The sequence below is a fragment of the Paenibacillus sp. FSL K6-1330 genome (genome assembly GCF_037976825.1).
Taxonomy (GTDB): Bacteria; Bacillota; Bacilli; order Paenibacillales; family Paenibacillaceae; genus Paenibacillus_AQ.
On the sequence record NZ_CP150269.1, the window covers coordinates 3293586 to 3309633 of the forward strand.

13 protein-coding genes are annotated in these 16048 nt (G+C 47.8%); 12 read left to right on the forward strand and 1 reads right to left on the reverse strand.

Features of this window, described 5'->3' with window-relative positions; genetic code table 11:
• The first annotated feature begins 18 nt into the window (after positions 1 to 18).
• The 3 genes from NYE54_RS15040 to NYE54_RS15050 all read left to right on the forward strand — a co-directional run bounded on the left by NYE54_RS15040 (position 19) and on the right by NYE54_RS15050 (position 2706).
• Positions 19 to 1107, forward strand: coding sequence for an endospore germination permease (locus NYE54_RS15040; protein ID WP_339272844.1), 1089 nt, complete (start codon positions 19 to 21; stop codon positions 1105 to 1107).
• Positions 1108 to 1273: 166 nt separating this feature from the next.
• Positions 1274 to 2053 (forward strand): MerR family transcriptional regulator, encoded by a 780-nt coding sequence (locus NYE54_RS15045; RefSeq protein WP_339272845.1) that lies wholly within the window; start codon positions 1274 to 1276, stop codon positions 2051 to 2053.
• Positions 2050 to 2706 (forward strand): GAP family protein, encoded by a 657-nt coding sequence (locus NYE54_RS15050; RefSeq protein WP_339272847.1) that lies wholly within the window; start codon positions 2050 to 2052, stop codon positions 2704 to 2706. The genes NYE54_RS15045 and NYE54_RS15050 overlap by 4 nt, the downstream gene beginning before the upstream one ends.
• Before the next feature lie 89 nt (positions 2707 to 2795).
• On the opposite strand, the gene NYE54_RS15055 is transcribed toward NYE54_RS15050, so the two are convergent.
• Positions 2796 to 3494 carry an aspartate/glutamate racemase family protein gene (locus tag NYE54_RS15055; RefSeq protein ID WP_339272848.1) on the reverse strand — a complete coding sequence of 233 codons (699 nt, stop codon included), beginning with the start codon at positions 3492 to 3494 and terminating at the stop codon, positions 2796 to 2798.
• Positions 3495 to 3713: 219 nt separating this feature from the next.
• Between NYE54_RS15055 and metE the strand changes: the two genes are divergently transcribed.
• The 9 genes from metE (at position 3714) to NYE54_RS15100 (ending at position 16047) form a co-directional block, all read left to right on the forward strand.
• A complete protein-coding gene (metE, locus tag NYE54_RS15060) occupies positions 3714 to 6002 on the forward strand; it encodes a 5-methyltetrahydropteroyltriglutamate--homocysteine S-methyltransferase (protein ID WP_339272850.1) in 2289 nt (762 codons plus the stop codon).
• Between the two features lie 329 nt (positions 6003 to 6331).
• On the forward strand, positions 6332 to 7768 hold the full coding sequence (locus NYE54_RS15065; protein ID WP_339272852.1) for an N-acetylmuramoyl-L-alanine amidase: 1437 nt from the start codon (positions 6332 to 6334) through the stop codon (positions 7766 to 7768).
• A 92-nt stretch (positions 7769 to 7860) separates the two neighbouring features.
• Entirely contained in the window at positions 7861 to 8559 is a 699-nt protein-coding gene (locus NYE54_RS15070) for a response regulator transcription factor (RefSeq protein WP_339272853.1), read from the forward strand.
• Between the two features lie 3 nt (positions 8560 to 8562).
• Complete coding sequence (locus NYE54_RS15075; protein WP_339272854.1) at positions 8563 to 10017, forward strand: HAMP domain-containing sensor histidine kinase; 1455 nt, start codon at positions 8563 to 8565, stop codon at positions 10015 to 10017.
• Positions 10014 to 11228 carry a hypothetical protein gene (locus tag NYE54_RS15080; protein ID WP_339272856.1) on the forward strand — a complete coding sequence of 405 codons (1215 nt, stop codon included), beginning with the start codon at positions 10014 to 10016 and terminating at the stop codon, positions 11226 to 11228. The genes NYE54_RS15075 and NYE54_RS15080 overlap by 4 nt, the downstream gene beginning before the upstream one ends.
• A 301-nt stretch (positions 11229 to 11529) precedes the next feature.
• Entirely contained in the window at positions 11530 to 12837 is a 1308-nt protein-coding gene (locus NYE54_RS15085) for an extracellular solute-binding protein (protein WP_339272858.1), read from the forward strand.
• A 21-nt stretch (positions 12838 to 12858) separates the two neighbouring features.
• Positions 12859 to 14277, forward strand: a complete 1419-nt coding sequence (locus NYE54_RS15090; RefSeq protein ID WP_339272860.1) for an ABC transporter substrate-binding protein — start codon at positions 12859 to 12861, stop codon at positions 14275 to 14277.
• The gene (locus tag NYE54_RS15095) at positions 14270 to 15151 is read left to right on the forward strand and encodes a sugar ABC transporter permease (RefSeq protein ID WP_339272862.1); all 882 of its coding nucleotides are present in this window, start codon (positions 14270 to 14272) and stop codon (positions 15149 to 15151) included. Before NYE54_RS15090 ends, NYE54_RS15095 begins: the two co-directional genes overlap by 8 nt.
• Positions 15152 to 15168: 17 nt before the next feature.
• Positions 15169 to 16047, forward strand: a complete 879-nt coding sequence (locus NYE54_RS15100; RefSeq protein ID WP_339272863.1) for a carbohydrate ABC transporter permease — start codon at positions 15169 to 15171, stop codon at positions 16045 to 16047.
• Position 16048: the final 1 nt, after the last annotated feature.

Here is a 16048-nt window from a genome sequence, read left to right on the forward strand (position 1 = left end):
AGAAGGGTATGGTAACACGTGATCAAATATAAGGATATCGCCGCACGACAATTCTTTATACTGGCCTTCGGCTTGACCATCGGAACTTCAATCCTGGTTACCCCCTCCGGGTTAGCACATACTGCACGGGAAGATGCGTGGATGGCCTCCCTCTTAAGTATCTTCATTAATCTCCTTATGGTTGTGCTGTACATAGCCATCGCGCGTGTCTTTCCAGGTCAAACGATCTTCGAGATCCATGAGAAGGTTTTGGGGAAGCTGCTGGGAAAGATTCTCTCGCTGGTCTACCTTTTTTATTTTTTGATTCTTACAGGCACTTTGCTTGGCAACTTGGGTTTTTTCCTGAGCAGCGAAATGATGCCGGAGACGCCGATCGAAGCTATTCAAATCTTGTTCTTGATCGCGGCCGTCATGTGCGCCAGGATGGGCATCATAATCTTGGCCCGGGTCGGTGAATTGATGTTTCCGTGGATCATATTTCTGTTTATGGTCCTTGTCCTCTCACTCATTCCCCAGATCGATTGGAACCATATCAAGCCAATGCTTGAGGAAGGCTGGATACCTGTTGCCAAGGCCGGATTCCATGCTTCCATGTTTCAGGAACTGATTGTGCTGATGGTATTCCTGCCTCTGGTCAAGGGGGAGAAAAAAGGGGAGAGGGCACTGATGGGGGGAGCTGTCGCAGGCGGGTTCGTGCTGAGCATCATCGTCCTGCTCAGTGTGCTGATTCTGGGAATCGAACAGACGGAGAATAGCACGTTTCCGGCATTTGCCCTCGCGAAGACGATTAACCTAGGGAACTTCTTTCAACGTGTGGAAGGCATATTGATTACGCTTTGGATCCTTACTTTTTTTATCAAGATCTCTCTATTGTATCTTTCCATTCTTCAAGGAATGAAGACCGTGTTCCGACTGAAGCAACAAAATCCGTTAATCTATCCGTTGTCCGTGCTGTTTATCATCGTGGCCTGGAATACATACATCAACACCGTCTATGTTGCTGATATCATTCAGAATGTATGGTCGAGTTACGCCCTTCTCCACTTGTTGGTGATTCCCACGGGTCTTTATCTGATCGGGTTAACCAGAACGAAAATCTTCAAATGAAAGTGAATTTCAGTAAGTGCTTGAACAAGCCCGATAACTCGGGCTTTTTTTGTCGCCTGCTGCATCGAATTCACAATTGTACTAATATTTTTCGTGAAAAAGCTTGAAAGTGACGTAACGTCATCTTATATACTGGAGATATCAGAGAGAATTAAGAAAGCAGGTGATGAAGTCGATTCCCATTCAAGAATTGTCTAAACAGACGGGTATTACGGTAAGAACGCTGCGCTATTATGACCAGATTGGCCTTCTGATTCCTGCCGCCAAAACACCGGGCAAACATCGTATATACAGTGATGATGAATTAAAGAAGCTGCAGCAAATACAGTTTCTCAAAAGGCTGGGCTTCAGTTTGCAAGAAATATCGGATATGATTTCAAACCCGGAATGGAACTGGTCCACCGGTTTGATGAATCAGTTGGACTTCGTTATGAACGAACAAAAAAAGCTGGACCAGATGGAATCGGCGCTGCGAGCTGTGCTTCATAGCATTGCGGTGGAAGGTGAGACAAGCTGGGATGTCATTCAGAAATTAATTCACCTTTCCGGAAGAGACCCTTCGTTAAAACACTCGTTCCGGCAGCAAATGTTTGAGAAGCGTGAAGTGGAGTTGCTAAGTCTACTCCCTAATATGAACAGCACGGATCCCGACTCTCTCGAGTGGATTGCTTTGTTGGGGCAGCTCAAAAGGCGGATGCAGGACGGACCCGACTCACCGGGTGTACAACGAATTGTACGGCGGATGGATGAGAAACGACTGGAGGTTTTTGAAGATGAAGACCCCTTCGTAGATAAGCTGTGGGAGATTCGTAAATCTCCGGTACAGTCCGAGCAGATGGGGTTATATCCCATCGAGGATGAACTTCTTCAATTCATGGAACAGGCGTTTGAAATTTATGTATTACACAAGAACAAAGAACAAATTGGAGAGGGGGAGACATCTTGACGCTGGAACTGCTGCTCTCCATTGGAGCCTTATCACTCTTGGACACGCTGAGTCCAGCTACGCTTGGCGTAACGGTGTATCTGCTCTTGACCGAACGGGACCGGCTAATCCCACGTTTATTCATTTATTTATTCACAGTGGCGGGTTTCTACTTCCTGGTAGGAGCTGCACTTATGCTGGGCTTGGATGCTGTTCTGCAATCCGTAACCGGCATCTTTCAGAATCGAGCGGTCAGTTGGGTCATGGCCGTGGTAGGCGGAATCCTGTTTGTCGCCAGCTTCTTTATCCCTACGAAAAAAACGTCCGAGCCGCGCCGTCCAAGATCCAAAAGCTTCGGGGCTATGATCGGACTTGGGTTCACGACTGCCCTGCTGGAGGTAGCAACAGCCCTTCCGTATTTTGCGGCAATCGGACTCATGACAAAGGCGCAGTTAACTACGGCTCAATGGATGCCCATCCTGGCTGCATACAATATCGTGATGGTGCTGCCTCCACTCCTATTGCTCGGATTACACCTCGTATTAGGCCGGATGATGCAGCGTCCGCTGGAAAAGCTGCGCCTGAGAATCGCCAAGAGCTCCGGATCGATTCTGTCATGGGTGTTGTGTATTGCCGGGCTGATCCTGGTGCTGAACAGCATTGACAACTTGTAAAGATATCCGATTTAGAATTGAAAACTCGCCAGGTGTGAGGGGGCCGATAATCGTTGGCAACCTCTCCCGAAATCGGGAGGATTAGCCCATTAAGAGTCAGCTTGGAGCGATTTATGAACAGCTTCAATGGCATGTATGAAGGTTGTATCAAACAGAGGAACTTGGGAATCATCGGGTTTTATTAATAATCCGATCTCCGTACAGCCTAGAATAATTCCTTCAGCTCCATCTTGAATTAGCCGTTCAATGACTTCTTTATAATAAGCTTTTGAATCCGATTGGATGTTGCCAAGACATAATTCCTCATATATCACTTTATTTACGATCTCTCGATCTTGTTTATTGGGGATGAGCACTTTGATATGATTAGATTCTAATCTTTGCTTGTAAAAATGCTGCTCCATGGTATATTTGGTTCCAAGCAAACCTACTGTACGAATCCCATGTTCACGGATTTGAATAGCCGTGGCATCGGCAATGTGCAGCACAGGGATGCTTATTTTTTCTTCTATATCCTCTAGTACCACGTGCATCGTATTGGAACATATCAATACAAAATCGGCACCGCCTTTTTCTAAAGAAAGTGCAGCCTCACCCAATGTTTCACCGGCTTTTTTCCAATTTCCCTCGGATTGATAGCGTTCAATCTCTGCAAAGTTCACGCTGTACATCAGGCATTTGGCCGAGTGGAGGCCACCCAGGCGGCTTCTCACCTGCTCATTTATCATTCTGTAGTATTCAATGGAGGATTCCCAGCTCATTCCTCCGATAAGTCCAATCGTCTTCATAGATAAGCTCCTTTACAATCCTAAGTAATCCCATTATAGAGTATTATGAAAAAAACGTGTTAATCTCGCGTTTTTTTGTATTAGCGTATAACAAGATTACATCTACACCTTTCTTGCTATAGCCATAGGCTATAACTAGATATAGCTTATATGAGTTACACTATACCGATTAATACATGGTATCTTTCTTGTAACAATTTGTATAGGAGTGTTATATAGATGGCAAAAAGCAGTGTACTGGGATATCCGCGTATTGGCGCTGATCGGGAATGGAAAAAAGCCCTGGAAGCATTCTGGGCAGGCAAGCTTGATGAATCGGAGTTTCACCGGCAGCTGCAGGAGATTCGGTTGAATCATTTACGGAAGCAGCAGGAGAGCGGGATCGATCTTATTGCGGTGAATGATTTTAGTTATTACGATCATGTTCTGGATACGGCAACGATGTTTGGTATCGTACCGAAGCGCTTCTCTTATGAGGGCGGTGTTGTGCCATTGTCTGTATATTATGGTATTGCACGCGGAACGAAGGATGCTACAGCAAGTGAAATGACCAAGTGGTTTAACACCAATTATCATTATATCGTGCCTGAATTGGATGGGGCTTCACCAGTTCTTACGGAGAACAGACCGCTGGCAGCCTATCGGGAGGCTAAGGAGAAGCTCGGCATTGAAGGCAAGCCGGTTATTGTTGGTCCGCTAACCTTCTTGAAATTGTCCAAAGGGTACCAGCCGACGGAGACGGATGACTGGCTGGAAAAATTGCTGCCGCTCTACGTACAGATTCTCCAGGAGCTTGCCCAAGAAGGCGTTCAATGGGTCCAGATTGATGAGCCGATCCTCGTAACGAAATTAAGCGATGCCGATCTTAAGCGGTTAACCAGCATTTATGAAACGTTTGCGGGTTCGGCACCCGGCCTAAACATCATGCTGCAAACCTATTTCGAATCGGTGGAAAACTACCAGGATATCATCCAGCTTCCGGTTAGCGGCATCGGACTTGACCTGGTCCACGGATACCAAGGCAATGTGCAAGCCATTAAACAATCAGGGTTTCCTGCGAATAAAGTGCTTGGCGCCGGCATGATTGACGGACGCGGCATTTGGAAGGCATCGCTTCGCGAGAAGCTGTCGCAATTGGAAGAGCTGACGAAATATGTAGCCACTGAACGGTTGATCGTTCAATCTTCGTGCAGCTTGCTGCATGTTCCGGTGACAGTGAGCAGCGAAACGAAACTGCAGCCTGAACTAAAAGGGGCGCTCGCCTTTGCAGATGAGAAGCTGAATGAGCTGGTTCTTTTGACGAAAGCAATCTCCACAGGCACAGCCCGGATTGCCAAGGAACTGGAAGAATGCGATGCTGCCCTTCAGGCGCTTAAACAATCCGAAGAGCGCAATCGACATGACATTCAGCAGGCAGTTGCCGAGATTAGTGTGCAGAATCCAGTTCGCAGTCTGCCGTTCGCGGAGCGTCATACCGCTCAACAGAATAAGTGGCAGCTGCCGATTTTTCCGACTACGACGATCGGCAGCTTCCCTCAGTCAGCCGAGGTGCGCAAGGCACGCCAGGCGTGGCGCAAGGGAGAATGGAATCATGAGCAGTATGAGCGCTTCATTCAGGAGCAAATCGATATTTGGATCAAGCTGCAGGAAGAGATCGGCCTGGATGTGCTTGTGCATGGAGAGTTCGAAAGAACGGATATGGTTGAATTTTTCGGTGAGAAGCTTGGTGGCTTTGCCTTCACTCAATATGGATGGGTTCAGTCCTACGGCTCACGCTGCGTGAAACCGCCTGTAATATTCGGGGATGTCGCATTCGAGAAACCGATGACGGTGGAGGAAACGAAATATGCACAGTCGAAGACTAACCGCCCCGTGAAAGGGATGCTAACTGGCCCGATCACAATCATGAACTGGTCGTTCGTCCGCGAAGACATCTCTCGGGAACAGATTGCCTATCAATTGGCTTATGCCCTAAGACAAGAAGTAGAGGCGCTGGAGCAGGCGGGCATCGGGATGATTCAGGTGGATGAGCCTGCGGTGCGCGAAGGGCTGCCGCTCAAGGAGGAAGATCAAGCGGAGTATCTCGCTTGGGCTGTTAAAGCCTTCCGTATGACCACATGCACGGTACAGCCGACCACGCAAATTCATACGCATATGTGTTATTGCGAGTTCCATGACATGATCGATTCGATTGAGGCGATGGATGCCGATGTCATCTCGATTGAAACTTCGCGCAGTCATGGCGAGCTGATTCACAGCTTCGAAGTCAATACCTACAGATTAGGGATTGGCCTTGGCGTGTATGACATCCACAGTCCGCGGGTACCTCGAGTGGAAGAGATGACAAGCATGATCGAGCGTGCACTGCGGGTCCTGGATCCGAAGCTGTTCTGGATCAACCCGGACTGCGGTCTCAAAACACGCGGTAAGGAAGAAACAGTAGCATCCCTCCGTAACATGGTTCAAGCTACGGAGATCGCCCGCTCGTCCTATTCGCTGAACGTGTAACCGTGAATCTGACTTGTTGTCAGAGTGGGCAGAGTTATGAATAGTTAAGATAGGAGCAGGCTGCGTCGGCAGCCTGCTCCTTTTTTTGTTACCCATGCCAGATATAATGGTGCGTACAGATGTAGAACGGAACTATATGAAAGATTTGGCTGTAAGGAGGACCGTAAGCATGCGATTGACGTCTATATGTCTATGAAAGCCTCCTGTCATTTACATAGAGTAGAGTTGGACACAAGTTGTTGACATCTTGGTAAAATCGTTATCACATCCGGCGATTATATTCTTCTTATGGAATCGTATCTAGCACGATCACCTAAGAAGGAGGAGCCATGATCTATCACAAAAAACGCAAGAAGTTTACCAGAGTCTTCTTTATTCTATTCATTGCAATCCTATTTATTGTCGGCTTCAAATTGGCATGGCACGTCGGTTCATCAACGGTGGAGTTGGTGCCGGCATCATCTGCTAGACTTGCAGAGACCTATAGGACGCTTCCTGCTGTGCCTAATCCAAATAAAACGTATCGGATCGTAATCGATCCCGGTCATGGGGGAAAAGATCCGGGAGCTACCGGAGTAAGCGGTGCATATGAGAAAGCGTTCAATCTATCTCTTGCCGGGCGGGTTGTTGACCTCCTGGAGGAGGACCCTTTGTTTGAACCTCTCTTGACACGTTCGGATGATCAATTCGTTGAATTGGATGAACGGGCAGCCAAGGCGAATGATTGGAATGCGGATGTGATGATTTCCATTCATGGCAATACCTATACGGACCCCATGACATCGGGTACGGAGACCATGTACCGACACGAGGACAGCATCCCCTTGGCCCAAACCCTTCAGGAGCATTTGGTGAAGGGAATTGGCCTTCGTGATCGCGGGATCAAGGAAGAACAGTTAAAAGTGCTATCTACGCCCACGATGCCGGCAGTGCTTATCGAAGTTGGATATCTCACCAATGCGGAGGATGAGCGTTTCCTGCTGAGCAATGAAGGCCAAGATCTTGCCGCACAAGCTATTGTTGATGGGCTCAAGGACTATTTTGCGGAATCGCAGGAACTCTCGCTTGGACACCAAGCAAACGGTGAATCAGTTGAAAGATCACCTGGCACTCCGCAAAGCGGGAATCAGTCTATGGAGAAAAAGGTGTATTTTAATGGATCAGCCCAGGACGGTAAACAGGTCGCACTTACATTCGATGATGGACCGGATGCCATGGTTACGCCCAAAATCCTTGATATCCTGAAGGAAAACGATATTAAAGCCACCTTTTTCATTCTGGGAAACCGGGCTGAAGCCCATCCTGAGACTGTGCGGAGGATTAAAGAGGAAGGTCATGCCATAGGAAATCATTCCTGGTCACACCCCAACTTTACAGAATTATCGATGGAGGAAGCGCTGAATCAGGTGAAGAATACGCAGGATGAACTGAACGACATTATCGGCTATCGTCCATCCTTGTTTCGGCCGCCTTATGGCGCTTTGGATGAGGACAAAGAGGAGGCCATCCAGAATATGGATTTAGCGATCGTGAACTGGTCCGTGGACACGATGGATTGGTCAGGTCTGCCCGCACAGGAGATCATGGGAATCATCCACAAGCAGTTGAAGCCTGGAGGCATCATTCTTCAGCATACCGCAAACGGCAAGAAACATCTTGCCAACACGCTGGAGGCACTGGAGCTGTTAATACCGGATTTGAAAGATCAAGGCTACTCATTCGTCACGGTCCCGGAACTGCTGCATTTGCCTGAATCGCAGTCTTAGCAAGCCTGTAACGGATCAGACTTATCATTTGTCAACGGTATATGCTAAAATCGATTCATCAAATAGGCCTATGGAATAAGAATGGAGACTTCATGAAAAAAACAAAAATTCTCATAATCGAAGATGAGGGGCCGATTGCCGACTTGCTTGCCTATGGTCTCAACATGGAGGGTTTCGAAACCTGTATTGCGGCCAGCGGAGCTGCGGGCTTAAGGGAGCTTGAGTCATTTCATCCCGATCTGCTCCTTCTGGATTGGATGCTGCCCGATCAGAGCGGACTCGATATATGCAAAAAAGTAACCGCGAACTATAACCTTCCCATATTCATGATAACCGCTAAATCCGACATCACGGATAAAGTGCTCGGACTTGAATTTGGTGCCGATGACTATATCACAAAGCCGTTTGATTTACGGGAGGTTGTTGCCCGAATTCGTACGATTCTCCGGCGGCTGGACCAAGCGAATCACGGGGATAGGGAAGTGGCTCAGGAGGCCGTGATCCGTGTTAAAGGCATCGAGATCGTAACGGAGGAGCGACTGGTCAAGAAAGACGGAAGGCTGGTTGATCTAACACCGAAGGAATTTGACCTGCTCATGACCTTGTACGGTCACCGGGGGAAGATTTACACGCGTTCGGAACTGCTGGATTTGGTTTGGGGTTATGATTTTATTGGGGATACACGGACCGTGGATACGCATATTCAAAGGCTCCGTAAAAAGCTGGATGCCAGCGATTTGATCACAACTGTATTCGGCATCGGTTATAAATTCGAGAAGCAGGCGGAATAAGAGATGATCCGGACCATCAGAGCCAAGTTTATTGTTGGTTTTTTTCTGATCTTCTGCCTCTCGTTCCTCGTACTCAATCAGACCGTGAAGGAGATCATTCGGACAAGCAATCAAAAGATCGTAACGTCGGATCTGGTCGGACTCAAAAACAACAGCAATATATACGTAAGGCAAGCATTTCTTATCAACCATTTCACGAACAATAAGCTTTATTTCGGACAGATGGCCGAGGAAATGGTGAATGATTTGAATCATGCGACATCAAGCCATGTTAGTGCTTACACCGTAGATGGCAAGTTATTGTTCTCATCAGACCAGAGAGAGTTCTCCGGACAGTCGGACGAGGATCTCCGGCAAGCGATCAAGGGCAAAACGGCTTATACCATCACTTATGGCCGGAATAGCGGAACCGTTCTATATTCATACCCGGTTATCATCGATGGAGTGAAGGTGGGCATCTTGAGATTTACCAAAGATTTCACCCTGCTCTATGAACAAAGCGGGCGCATCATGGACATCATTTTCTACATCGCGCTCGCCATATTTGGAGCGGCATTCCTATTCTCCTATATGCTATCCCGGCATATCACCATTCCATTAGTGAAGCTGACCCGGGCTTCCACGGAAGTGAAGAACGGGAATCTCGATGTTCGCATCCCGTTCCGGCGAAGAGATGAAATTGGCGAGCTGGCTCTGAATTTCAATGACATGATTGACCGGATCGGAAGCCAGATTTCCACGATTGAGGGTGATCGGGATCGCCTTCAGGAGCTTAACGATCAGGAAAAACGTTTTTTCGACAATGTCACCCATGAGCTTAAGACGCCACTGACGTCCATTCTTGGTTATGCCGAGATTATTCGGGAGAAAGGGGATGACGACCGGGAATTCTTCGATAAGGGCATGAATCACATTGTTGAAGAGAGCCGGCGGCTGCATAACATGGTGCTAAGGCTGCTGGAAGTATCCCGCAGAGCTTCGGACGACCGTGAATTCGAAAAGGTGGATGCAGGTCAAATTTTGCACGACGTTAGCGATTCCATGTCCTTCCGTGCCAAGCGTTATAAGAAGCGCATCATCTGCCAGACGGATGAACATTTGTATGTAAACGGACAATCGGACAGGCTGCGCCAGCTGTTCATCAACCTGCTGGACAATGCGATCAAATACAGCTCTCCCCAATCGGAGATTTCTGCTAAGGCCGAACTGGACTCCGGACTCGTTCGCTTTATTTTCGACAATCCGGGTGAACCGATCCCACCTGACCAGCTTGAGCACCTGTTTCAGCCGTTCTATTCGGCGGGCCATAAGTTGATGGAAGAAGGCAGTGTCGGTCTGGGTCTCAGTATCGCCAAATCGATCGTCGACGACCATGGAGGGACCATCCGCCTAGTCAGCCGGGACGGGCAGATCATGGTTTACGTGGAACTACCTTACTTCAGGGAGGAGAGATCATGATGATACGGAAACGATTTGCAGGTTTGTCCGTGCTGCTTGCAATCATCCTCCTCTTGTCCGGATGTGAGGGAGGTCTGCGGTCGGAGACCATCGTTATTCCGAGCTCGGAAGATGAGCAAGTTGCCGATTCGGGCAGCGCCCCATTCCAAGTAAAAACGATATATCGTCTTCCGATTTCGGACACGAAGGACGATCAATTTCTTGGTTGGGAGGATTCAGGATCCGTTCTCGGTCTTTTTCAGGCCCCCGACTCAAAGATGCGCTTGTCGCAATATCTGCTGCATCGGCTCTCACCGCCGTATGAAAAATTCGAGATGCTGCAAGGCGTGGACGCTGATCATTGGAATCTCGAACTGTCGCCAAACGGCAAATATATCGCCGGTATTAAGAAGACAAAGGACGGCAATGTATTGAAGTTGATATCGCTTTCTGATGGACGGGAAACCATCATGGCCACCATAAAGCCCCGTCATGATCTGCTCTTGACAGAGCTCACTTGGTCGGATAACAGCAGATACATCTCTTATCTCGTCACAGACGTCGCTACAGATGTCGCTTCAGGCCCGGTCAGTGGACAAACCGATGTGGGTGTCGCCACAAACCTCGTTGTCAAAATGGCCGTGTATGACACAACCGCCCGGCAAGTCAAGGTCTATCCGCTGAAGGGCCTCCGAAACACAGGCAGCTTCTCCGAGGTGAAAATGTCGGACGATGGACAAAGCGCACTGATTGTGGTGCAAAATGAACGGACCATTAGTATCAGCATGGGGACGATAAACGGAAGCAGCTTTCATATCGAATACGAGCATCAGGCGGGCGGTGATCAGATGGCATGGCTTAATAAAGATCAGTTTGTCTTCCTTGGAACGGAAGGCGAGATCTATGAGTACGATCGACGAAACATGGCTCTCTCTGTCCTGCTGGAGAGGGTTCTTAGCTTTCAATTATCGCAAGACAGGAAGTATATTGCTTATTCCCAGAAAGACGACAACGATACAATCTCAATTTTTGCAGGAAAGCTTCAAGGAAACAACGTCCTGTACAAAGAATCGGTCTATCAGGGCGTCTTCCCGTCGGTAATGTATTGGAGTCCGCATAATGACAGTCTTCTGGTAAATGGGCGAAAAATATATTCCACTTCAAGACAACAAACGAATCCGGAGCCAAGTGTCGTCTCGTATAATCAACCGTTTATTATTAAGTTTCAATAGCTAACCTAACCCTTCAAAGTGGATAGTAACCTTATTTGCGGCAGACTGAACGAAATATCGTTCAGTCTGCCGTCTTTTTTTAAGATATTAGCATTTATATGTTTGTGGGGTTATTTCAGAGACAATTTGTTTACAAGTAGGTGAAGTTTCGGAGACATCTTTACTTTATATTTGGAAAAGTCAGCCAAGATAGTTTCAATTAAAGAAAGGTGAGTCATTGATGAAGAAAATAGGCTGGATATGGATTTGTCTAATCCTCTGTCTCTCCGCCTGCAGTGGGGCTCAGGGGAACAAAGGCGAAATGGCAATGAAAGGAGCGACAGCGGCGCAAGACGGAAATACGAAAGAAAGTGTGGATTCAAAAGGACATGTGAAGCTCGTGTTCTCGACTTTTTATCTGAGCAATTACATGCAGACGGCTGTGAAGAAGTATGAGAAACTGCATCCCAACATCGAGATTGAGCTGCAGGCTACACCTTCTGAGGGGAAGGATCTCGACGAGGTATCTGCAAATATTGAAAAATTCGTTACCTCCTCGAACACATCCATCTTGGCCGGCAAAGGTCCCGATCTGATTGAGCTTGATATGCTCCCGGCAGATAAATATGTAAGCCGTCATCTGCTTGTCAATCTAAGCGACATGATGGAGATGGATTCATCGCTTCAGACGAAAGATTATTTCACCAACATCTTGGACAACTCGAAGATTGACGGGGGACTTTACGGGATGCCGCTTTATTTCTCCCTTGCCGGTTTGATTGGCGATGAGGATGCCCTCGGAAAGAGCGGAGTCAAGATCGATGACAGCAGTTGGACATGGAGCGATTTTACGGATATTGCCAGGCAATTGACAGAGAAAGGCGAGTACAAGAATGCGCTCATTAGCGAACCGCATTATATGTTGAGCGAGATGGTCGCTGAAAACTACCGCCAGCTCGTCACAGAAGGAAACGGGAAAGCCAATTTCGATGCGGTGCGCTTTGCCGGGTTAATGCAGCAGATCAAAACGATGTTCGATGATGGCTTGCTTTACGACATGGTTACAGATGGCGGTGGCAGAGGCAGCGAAACTGCCAGGAATGCCAAAGCTTATTTCAACGAAGAAACCATCAGTTCCCTCCGAGGGTATCTGTTGAACAATTTCGCCGAGCATACCAAGCTGTATGCCAAACCGCATCCGCAAGATGTGGGGGCTGGAGGTTATTTTAAAAACTTCGGAATGATCGGGATTAACGCAAGCTCGCCTCATAAGAAAGAAGCCTGGGACTTTATCAAATTTCTCATAGAGGATGAGGCACAGTCTTATACCGATGTGTATGATCAAAGCCCTGGTTTTCCAATTAACAGAATTGCCTACGAAAAACAGCTGAAGCAGCTAAAAGACGAAGGAACGATTCATGAGGCTGATCTTCCCGGGGTCAAGGTTGACAATGCATCGCTCGACCAACTGGACGCCTATATTACGGGAGCCGTTCATTCCACCGAGAAACAGTCCAAAATTGATGAGATCATTTCCAATGAATCAAAGTCTTTCTTCAGCGGACAGAAATCAGCGGACATTGTCGCGAAACAAGTTCAGAACAAGATCAATCTATATCTCAACGAATGAAACGATGAGGAGAATCGTCATATGAAGAAAATCGGGTTAGGATTATTGGTTAGCTGTTTTATAGCCTTCTCTTTAACCGCTTGCGGTAGTGGAAGCCCAACAGGGGCAGCATCATCAGCGGGAACCAGCGGCGGCAATGAAGCGTCCGCAGGTACAAACGACGGTGGTTCGGTGCAGAGCACAACTCAGAATGATGAATCAGCCTCCGGTGGCAAAAAGACCATCGTCTTTTCGATGTTTTTCCCAGATGAACTGTTTCAGGAAGCAAAGAAGAATTACGAACAGCTTCATCCGAATATCGAAATCAAGCTGCAGACGGGTTATACCGACGATTCGCACATGGAGGCGGATGAGGAGAAGTTCGTCAAGAATACGAATACGGCGATGCTGGCAGGCAAAGGCCCCGATCTGCTCCAATCGGGTGAATATGTGAATATTCTGCCCACTGATAACTACGTTAAACATCATCTGCTGGTTGATCTCGGTGAATGGATGGACAAGGATTCCACCTTCCGAAAGGAAGATTATTTCGGTAATATCCTGGACAATTCTCGAACCGGCAAAGGACTTTACAGCATGCCGCTCGCATTCTTTCTGGAAGGCTTTGCCGGAGATGCAGATGCCATCGCGCAAACCGGGATTCAGATTAACGACAAAACCTGGTCCTGGAACGATTTTATAAATACCGCAAATCAGCTGACGGCGGCTTCCAAGGTATACCCATCAGCGCTGGTATCTGGTGGACCCGAAAACCTGTTGGCAGACATTGCACTTGACAATTATTCCTTATTTGTGGATACGGAGAGCCGCAAGGGCAATTTCGAATCGGCCTCCTTTACCGCTCTGATGAACCAGGTGAAGTCCATGTACGACAATCATATTGTGACCACGGATCCTCGGAGCAAGGCTTATTTCAGAACCATCCATATCAACTCTCCTTGGGACTATCTCGTATCTCTAAGGGAATACGGCGAGAATATGAAGTATTACATGAAGCCTCATGCCCAGGAAACGACAGCCGGCGGTTATTTCCGGCCTTACAAGAGCATCTCCATGAATGCGAACTCCAAAGTGAAGGAGGAAGCGTGGGATTTCATAAAATTCATGATGTCCGGAGAAATCGAAACGCCTCCCACGAAGGCAGGATTTCCGATCAACAAGAAATCATTTGCCAATCAGATCAAGCAATTGAAGGAAGAAGGAACGGTTAAAGCCTATGAGGAAGGCCCGCTGCAAGGAATGGCGATCAAAGTCGATCAGGCCAAGCTGGACCAACTGGAGAGTTTGGTGGGTGGAGCCACTCATCAGGTCGAGATCAAGTCCGCCAAAGTGAATGACATCATCGTAAATGAGTCCAAAGCCTTCTTTGCCGGACAGAAATCCGCAGATGATGTCGCCAGGCTCATCCAGAATAAAGTAACGACCTATCTGAATGAATAGAAGAAGTTTAAGGAGATGGATGCGCAAAGACGGGATGAAGGCTTTATGGTTCTTGGCTCCCAGCCTGATCGGCTTTGCCTGCTTTTATATCATCCCGTTCATAATGGGCATTTACGAATCGTTCACGGACGGTTCATTGGAGGGCACATTAGTTGGCTTCGATAACTACAATGAAGTGCTAAGCAGCGGCTCCTTCCACAAGGCATCGGTAAATATGCTGATTTTTACCGGCATTGGCGTTCCGCTGGTCATCGCGTTGTCGCTCATTCTGGCATTACTGCTGAATCGGCCCTTGTTTATGCGCAATTGGCTTCGAACCTCCTTTATTATGCCGCTTGTCGTACCCGTCGCATCCGTTGTGATGATCTGGCAGATCCTCTTCGATTGGAACGGAACCTTAAATGCATGGCTGCACCATTTCCATAAAGAGAGGATCGACTGGATGCAATCGGATTGGTCGATGAGCGTGGTCATCCTCATGTATTTGTGGAAAAACATCGGCTACAACATGATTTTATTTCTGGCCGGACTTCAATCCATTCCGAAGGATTATTACGAGACGGCACGTGTTGAGGGCGCGGGGCGGATCCGTCAGTTGTTTCACATTACGCTAATCTATTTGACGCCTACAACATTCTTTGTCGTGCTGATCTCCATCATCAATTCTTTCAAGGTCTTTCGGGAGACGTATCTGCTTGCAGGCGATTATCCGTATGACCGGATCTATATGATGCAGCACTATATGAACAACATGTTCTCCTCGCTTGATATTCAGAAGCTGACGGCTGCAGCCACGCTGATGGTCGGCTTCATCGTCATTCTGGTGACGGGACTATTGAGCGTTGAGCGCCGATTTCGGGATAACTTGGAGTGACCAAAGGGAGGCTCATCATGAAAAATATACGGTGGATTCCAAAGCTGGTACTGACGCTGCTGCTCGGATTGGTAGCCGTTGTCATGCTGGTACCGATTCTGCTTACCTTTACGAACTCCCTGATGACGGAGCAAGAGATTGGGCGGAATTACGACCTTCTGGGGCAGATGATCGACGTTGCGAAGGGTGGCAAGGATGCGTTCGTGAATCTGAAGATTATTCCTGATTGGCTATCCTTTGGACAGTATGCCGAGGTACTGGTTCTAACCACAAAATTTCTAAGGATGTTCTGGAATTCCGTCGCCTTGGTCGTGCCGATTGTTGCCGGACAGGCGGTCGTCGCCTCGCTTGCGGCTTATGCCTTTGCCAAACTTCGCTTCATCGGAAGGGACAAGCTGTTCATGCTTTATTTAATGACCATGCTTATGCCGTTTCAGGTAACGCTTGTTCCGAATTATATCGTTATAGACAAGCTTGGACTTATGAACCATACCGCCGCCATTATTTTACCTGGCATCTTTGGAGCTTTTGGCGTCTTTATGATGCGACAATTCATGGCCCATATTCCCGGAGCGTATTCTGAAGCGGCCATGATGGACGGTGGAGGAGCATGGGTCATCTTCTGGCGTATTATCCTGCCGCTGGCGAAGCCTGGTCTGGCCGCGCTGACGGTTCTATTGTTCGTCGACTATTGGAACATGATCGAGCAGCCGCTCATATTTTTGCAAGATTCCTATAAACAGCCACTGTCTCTATATCTTGCACAGATTAACAAAGACGCACTGGGAATCGGTTTTGCCGCATCGGCATTGTATATGGCACCTATGATTCTGCTATTCCTGTATGCCGAGTCTTATTTTATTGAAGGCGTTCAATTGTCGGGCATAAAAGGTTAGT

Coding starts and splice junctions, on each gene's coding strand:
- NYE54_RS15075 (WP_339272854.1), top strand. CDS start 8,563: ATGATCCGGACCATCAGAGCCAAGTTTATTGTTGGTTTTTTTCTGATC.
- metE (WP_339272850.1), top strand. CDS start 3,714: ATGGCAAAAAGCAGTGTACTGGGATATCCGCGTATTGGCGCTGATCGG.
- NYE54_RS15080 (WP_339272856.1), top strand. CDS start 10,014: ATGATGATACGGAAACGATTTGCAGGTTTGTCCGTGCTGCTTGCAATC.
- NYE54_RS15100 (WP_339272863.1), top strand. CDS start 15,169: ATGAAAAATATACGGTGGATTCCAAAGCTGGTACTGACGCTGCTGCTC.
- NYE54_RS15095 (WP_339272862.1), top strand. CDS start 14,270: ATGAATAGAAGAAGTTTAAGGAGATGGATGCGCAAAGACGGGATGAAG.
- NYE54_RS15070 (WP_339272853.1), top strand. CDS start 7,861: ATGAAAAAAACAAAAATTCTCATAATCGAAGATGAGGGGCCGATTGCC.
- NYE54_RS15085 (WP_339272858.1), top strand. CDS start 11,530: ATGGCAATGAAAGGAGCGACAGCGGCGCAAGACGGAAATACGAAAGAA.
- NYE54_RS15065 (WP_339272852.1), top strand. CDS start 6,332: ATGATCTATCACAAAAAACGCAAGAAGTTTACCAGAGTCTTCTTTATT.
- NYE54_RS15090 (WP_339272860.1), top strand. CDS start 12,859: ATGAAGAAAATCGGGTTAGGATTATTGGTTAGCTGTTTTATAGCCTTC.
- NYE54_RS15045 (WP_339272845.1), top strand. CDS start 1,274: ATGAAGTCGATTCCCATTCAAGAATTGTCTAAACAGACGGGTATTACG.
- NYE54_RS15055 (WP_339272848.1), bottom strand. CDS start 3,494: ATGAAGACGATTGGACTTATCGGAGGAATGAGCTGGGAATCCTCCATT.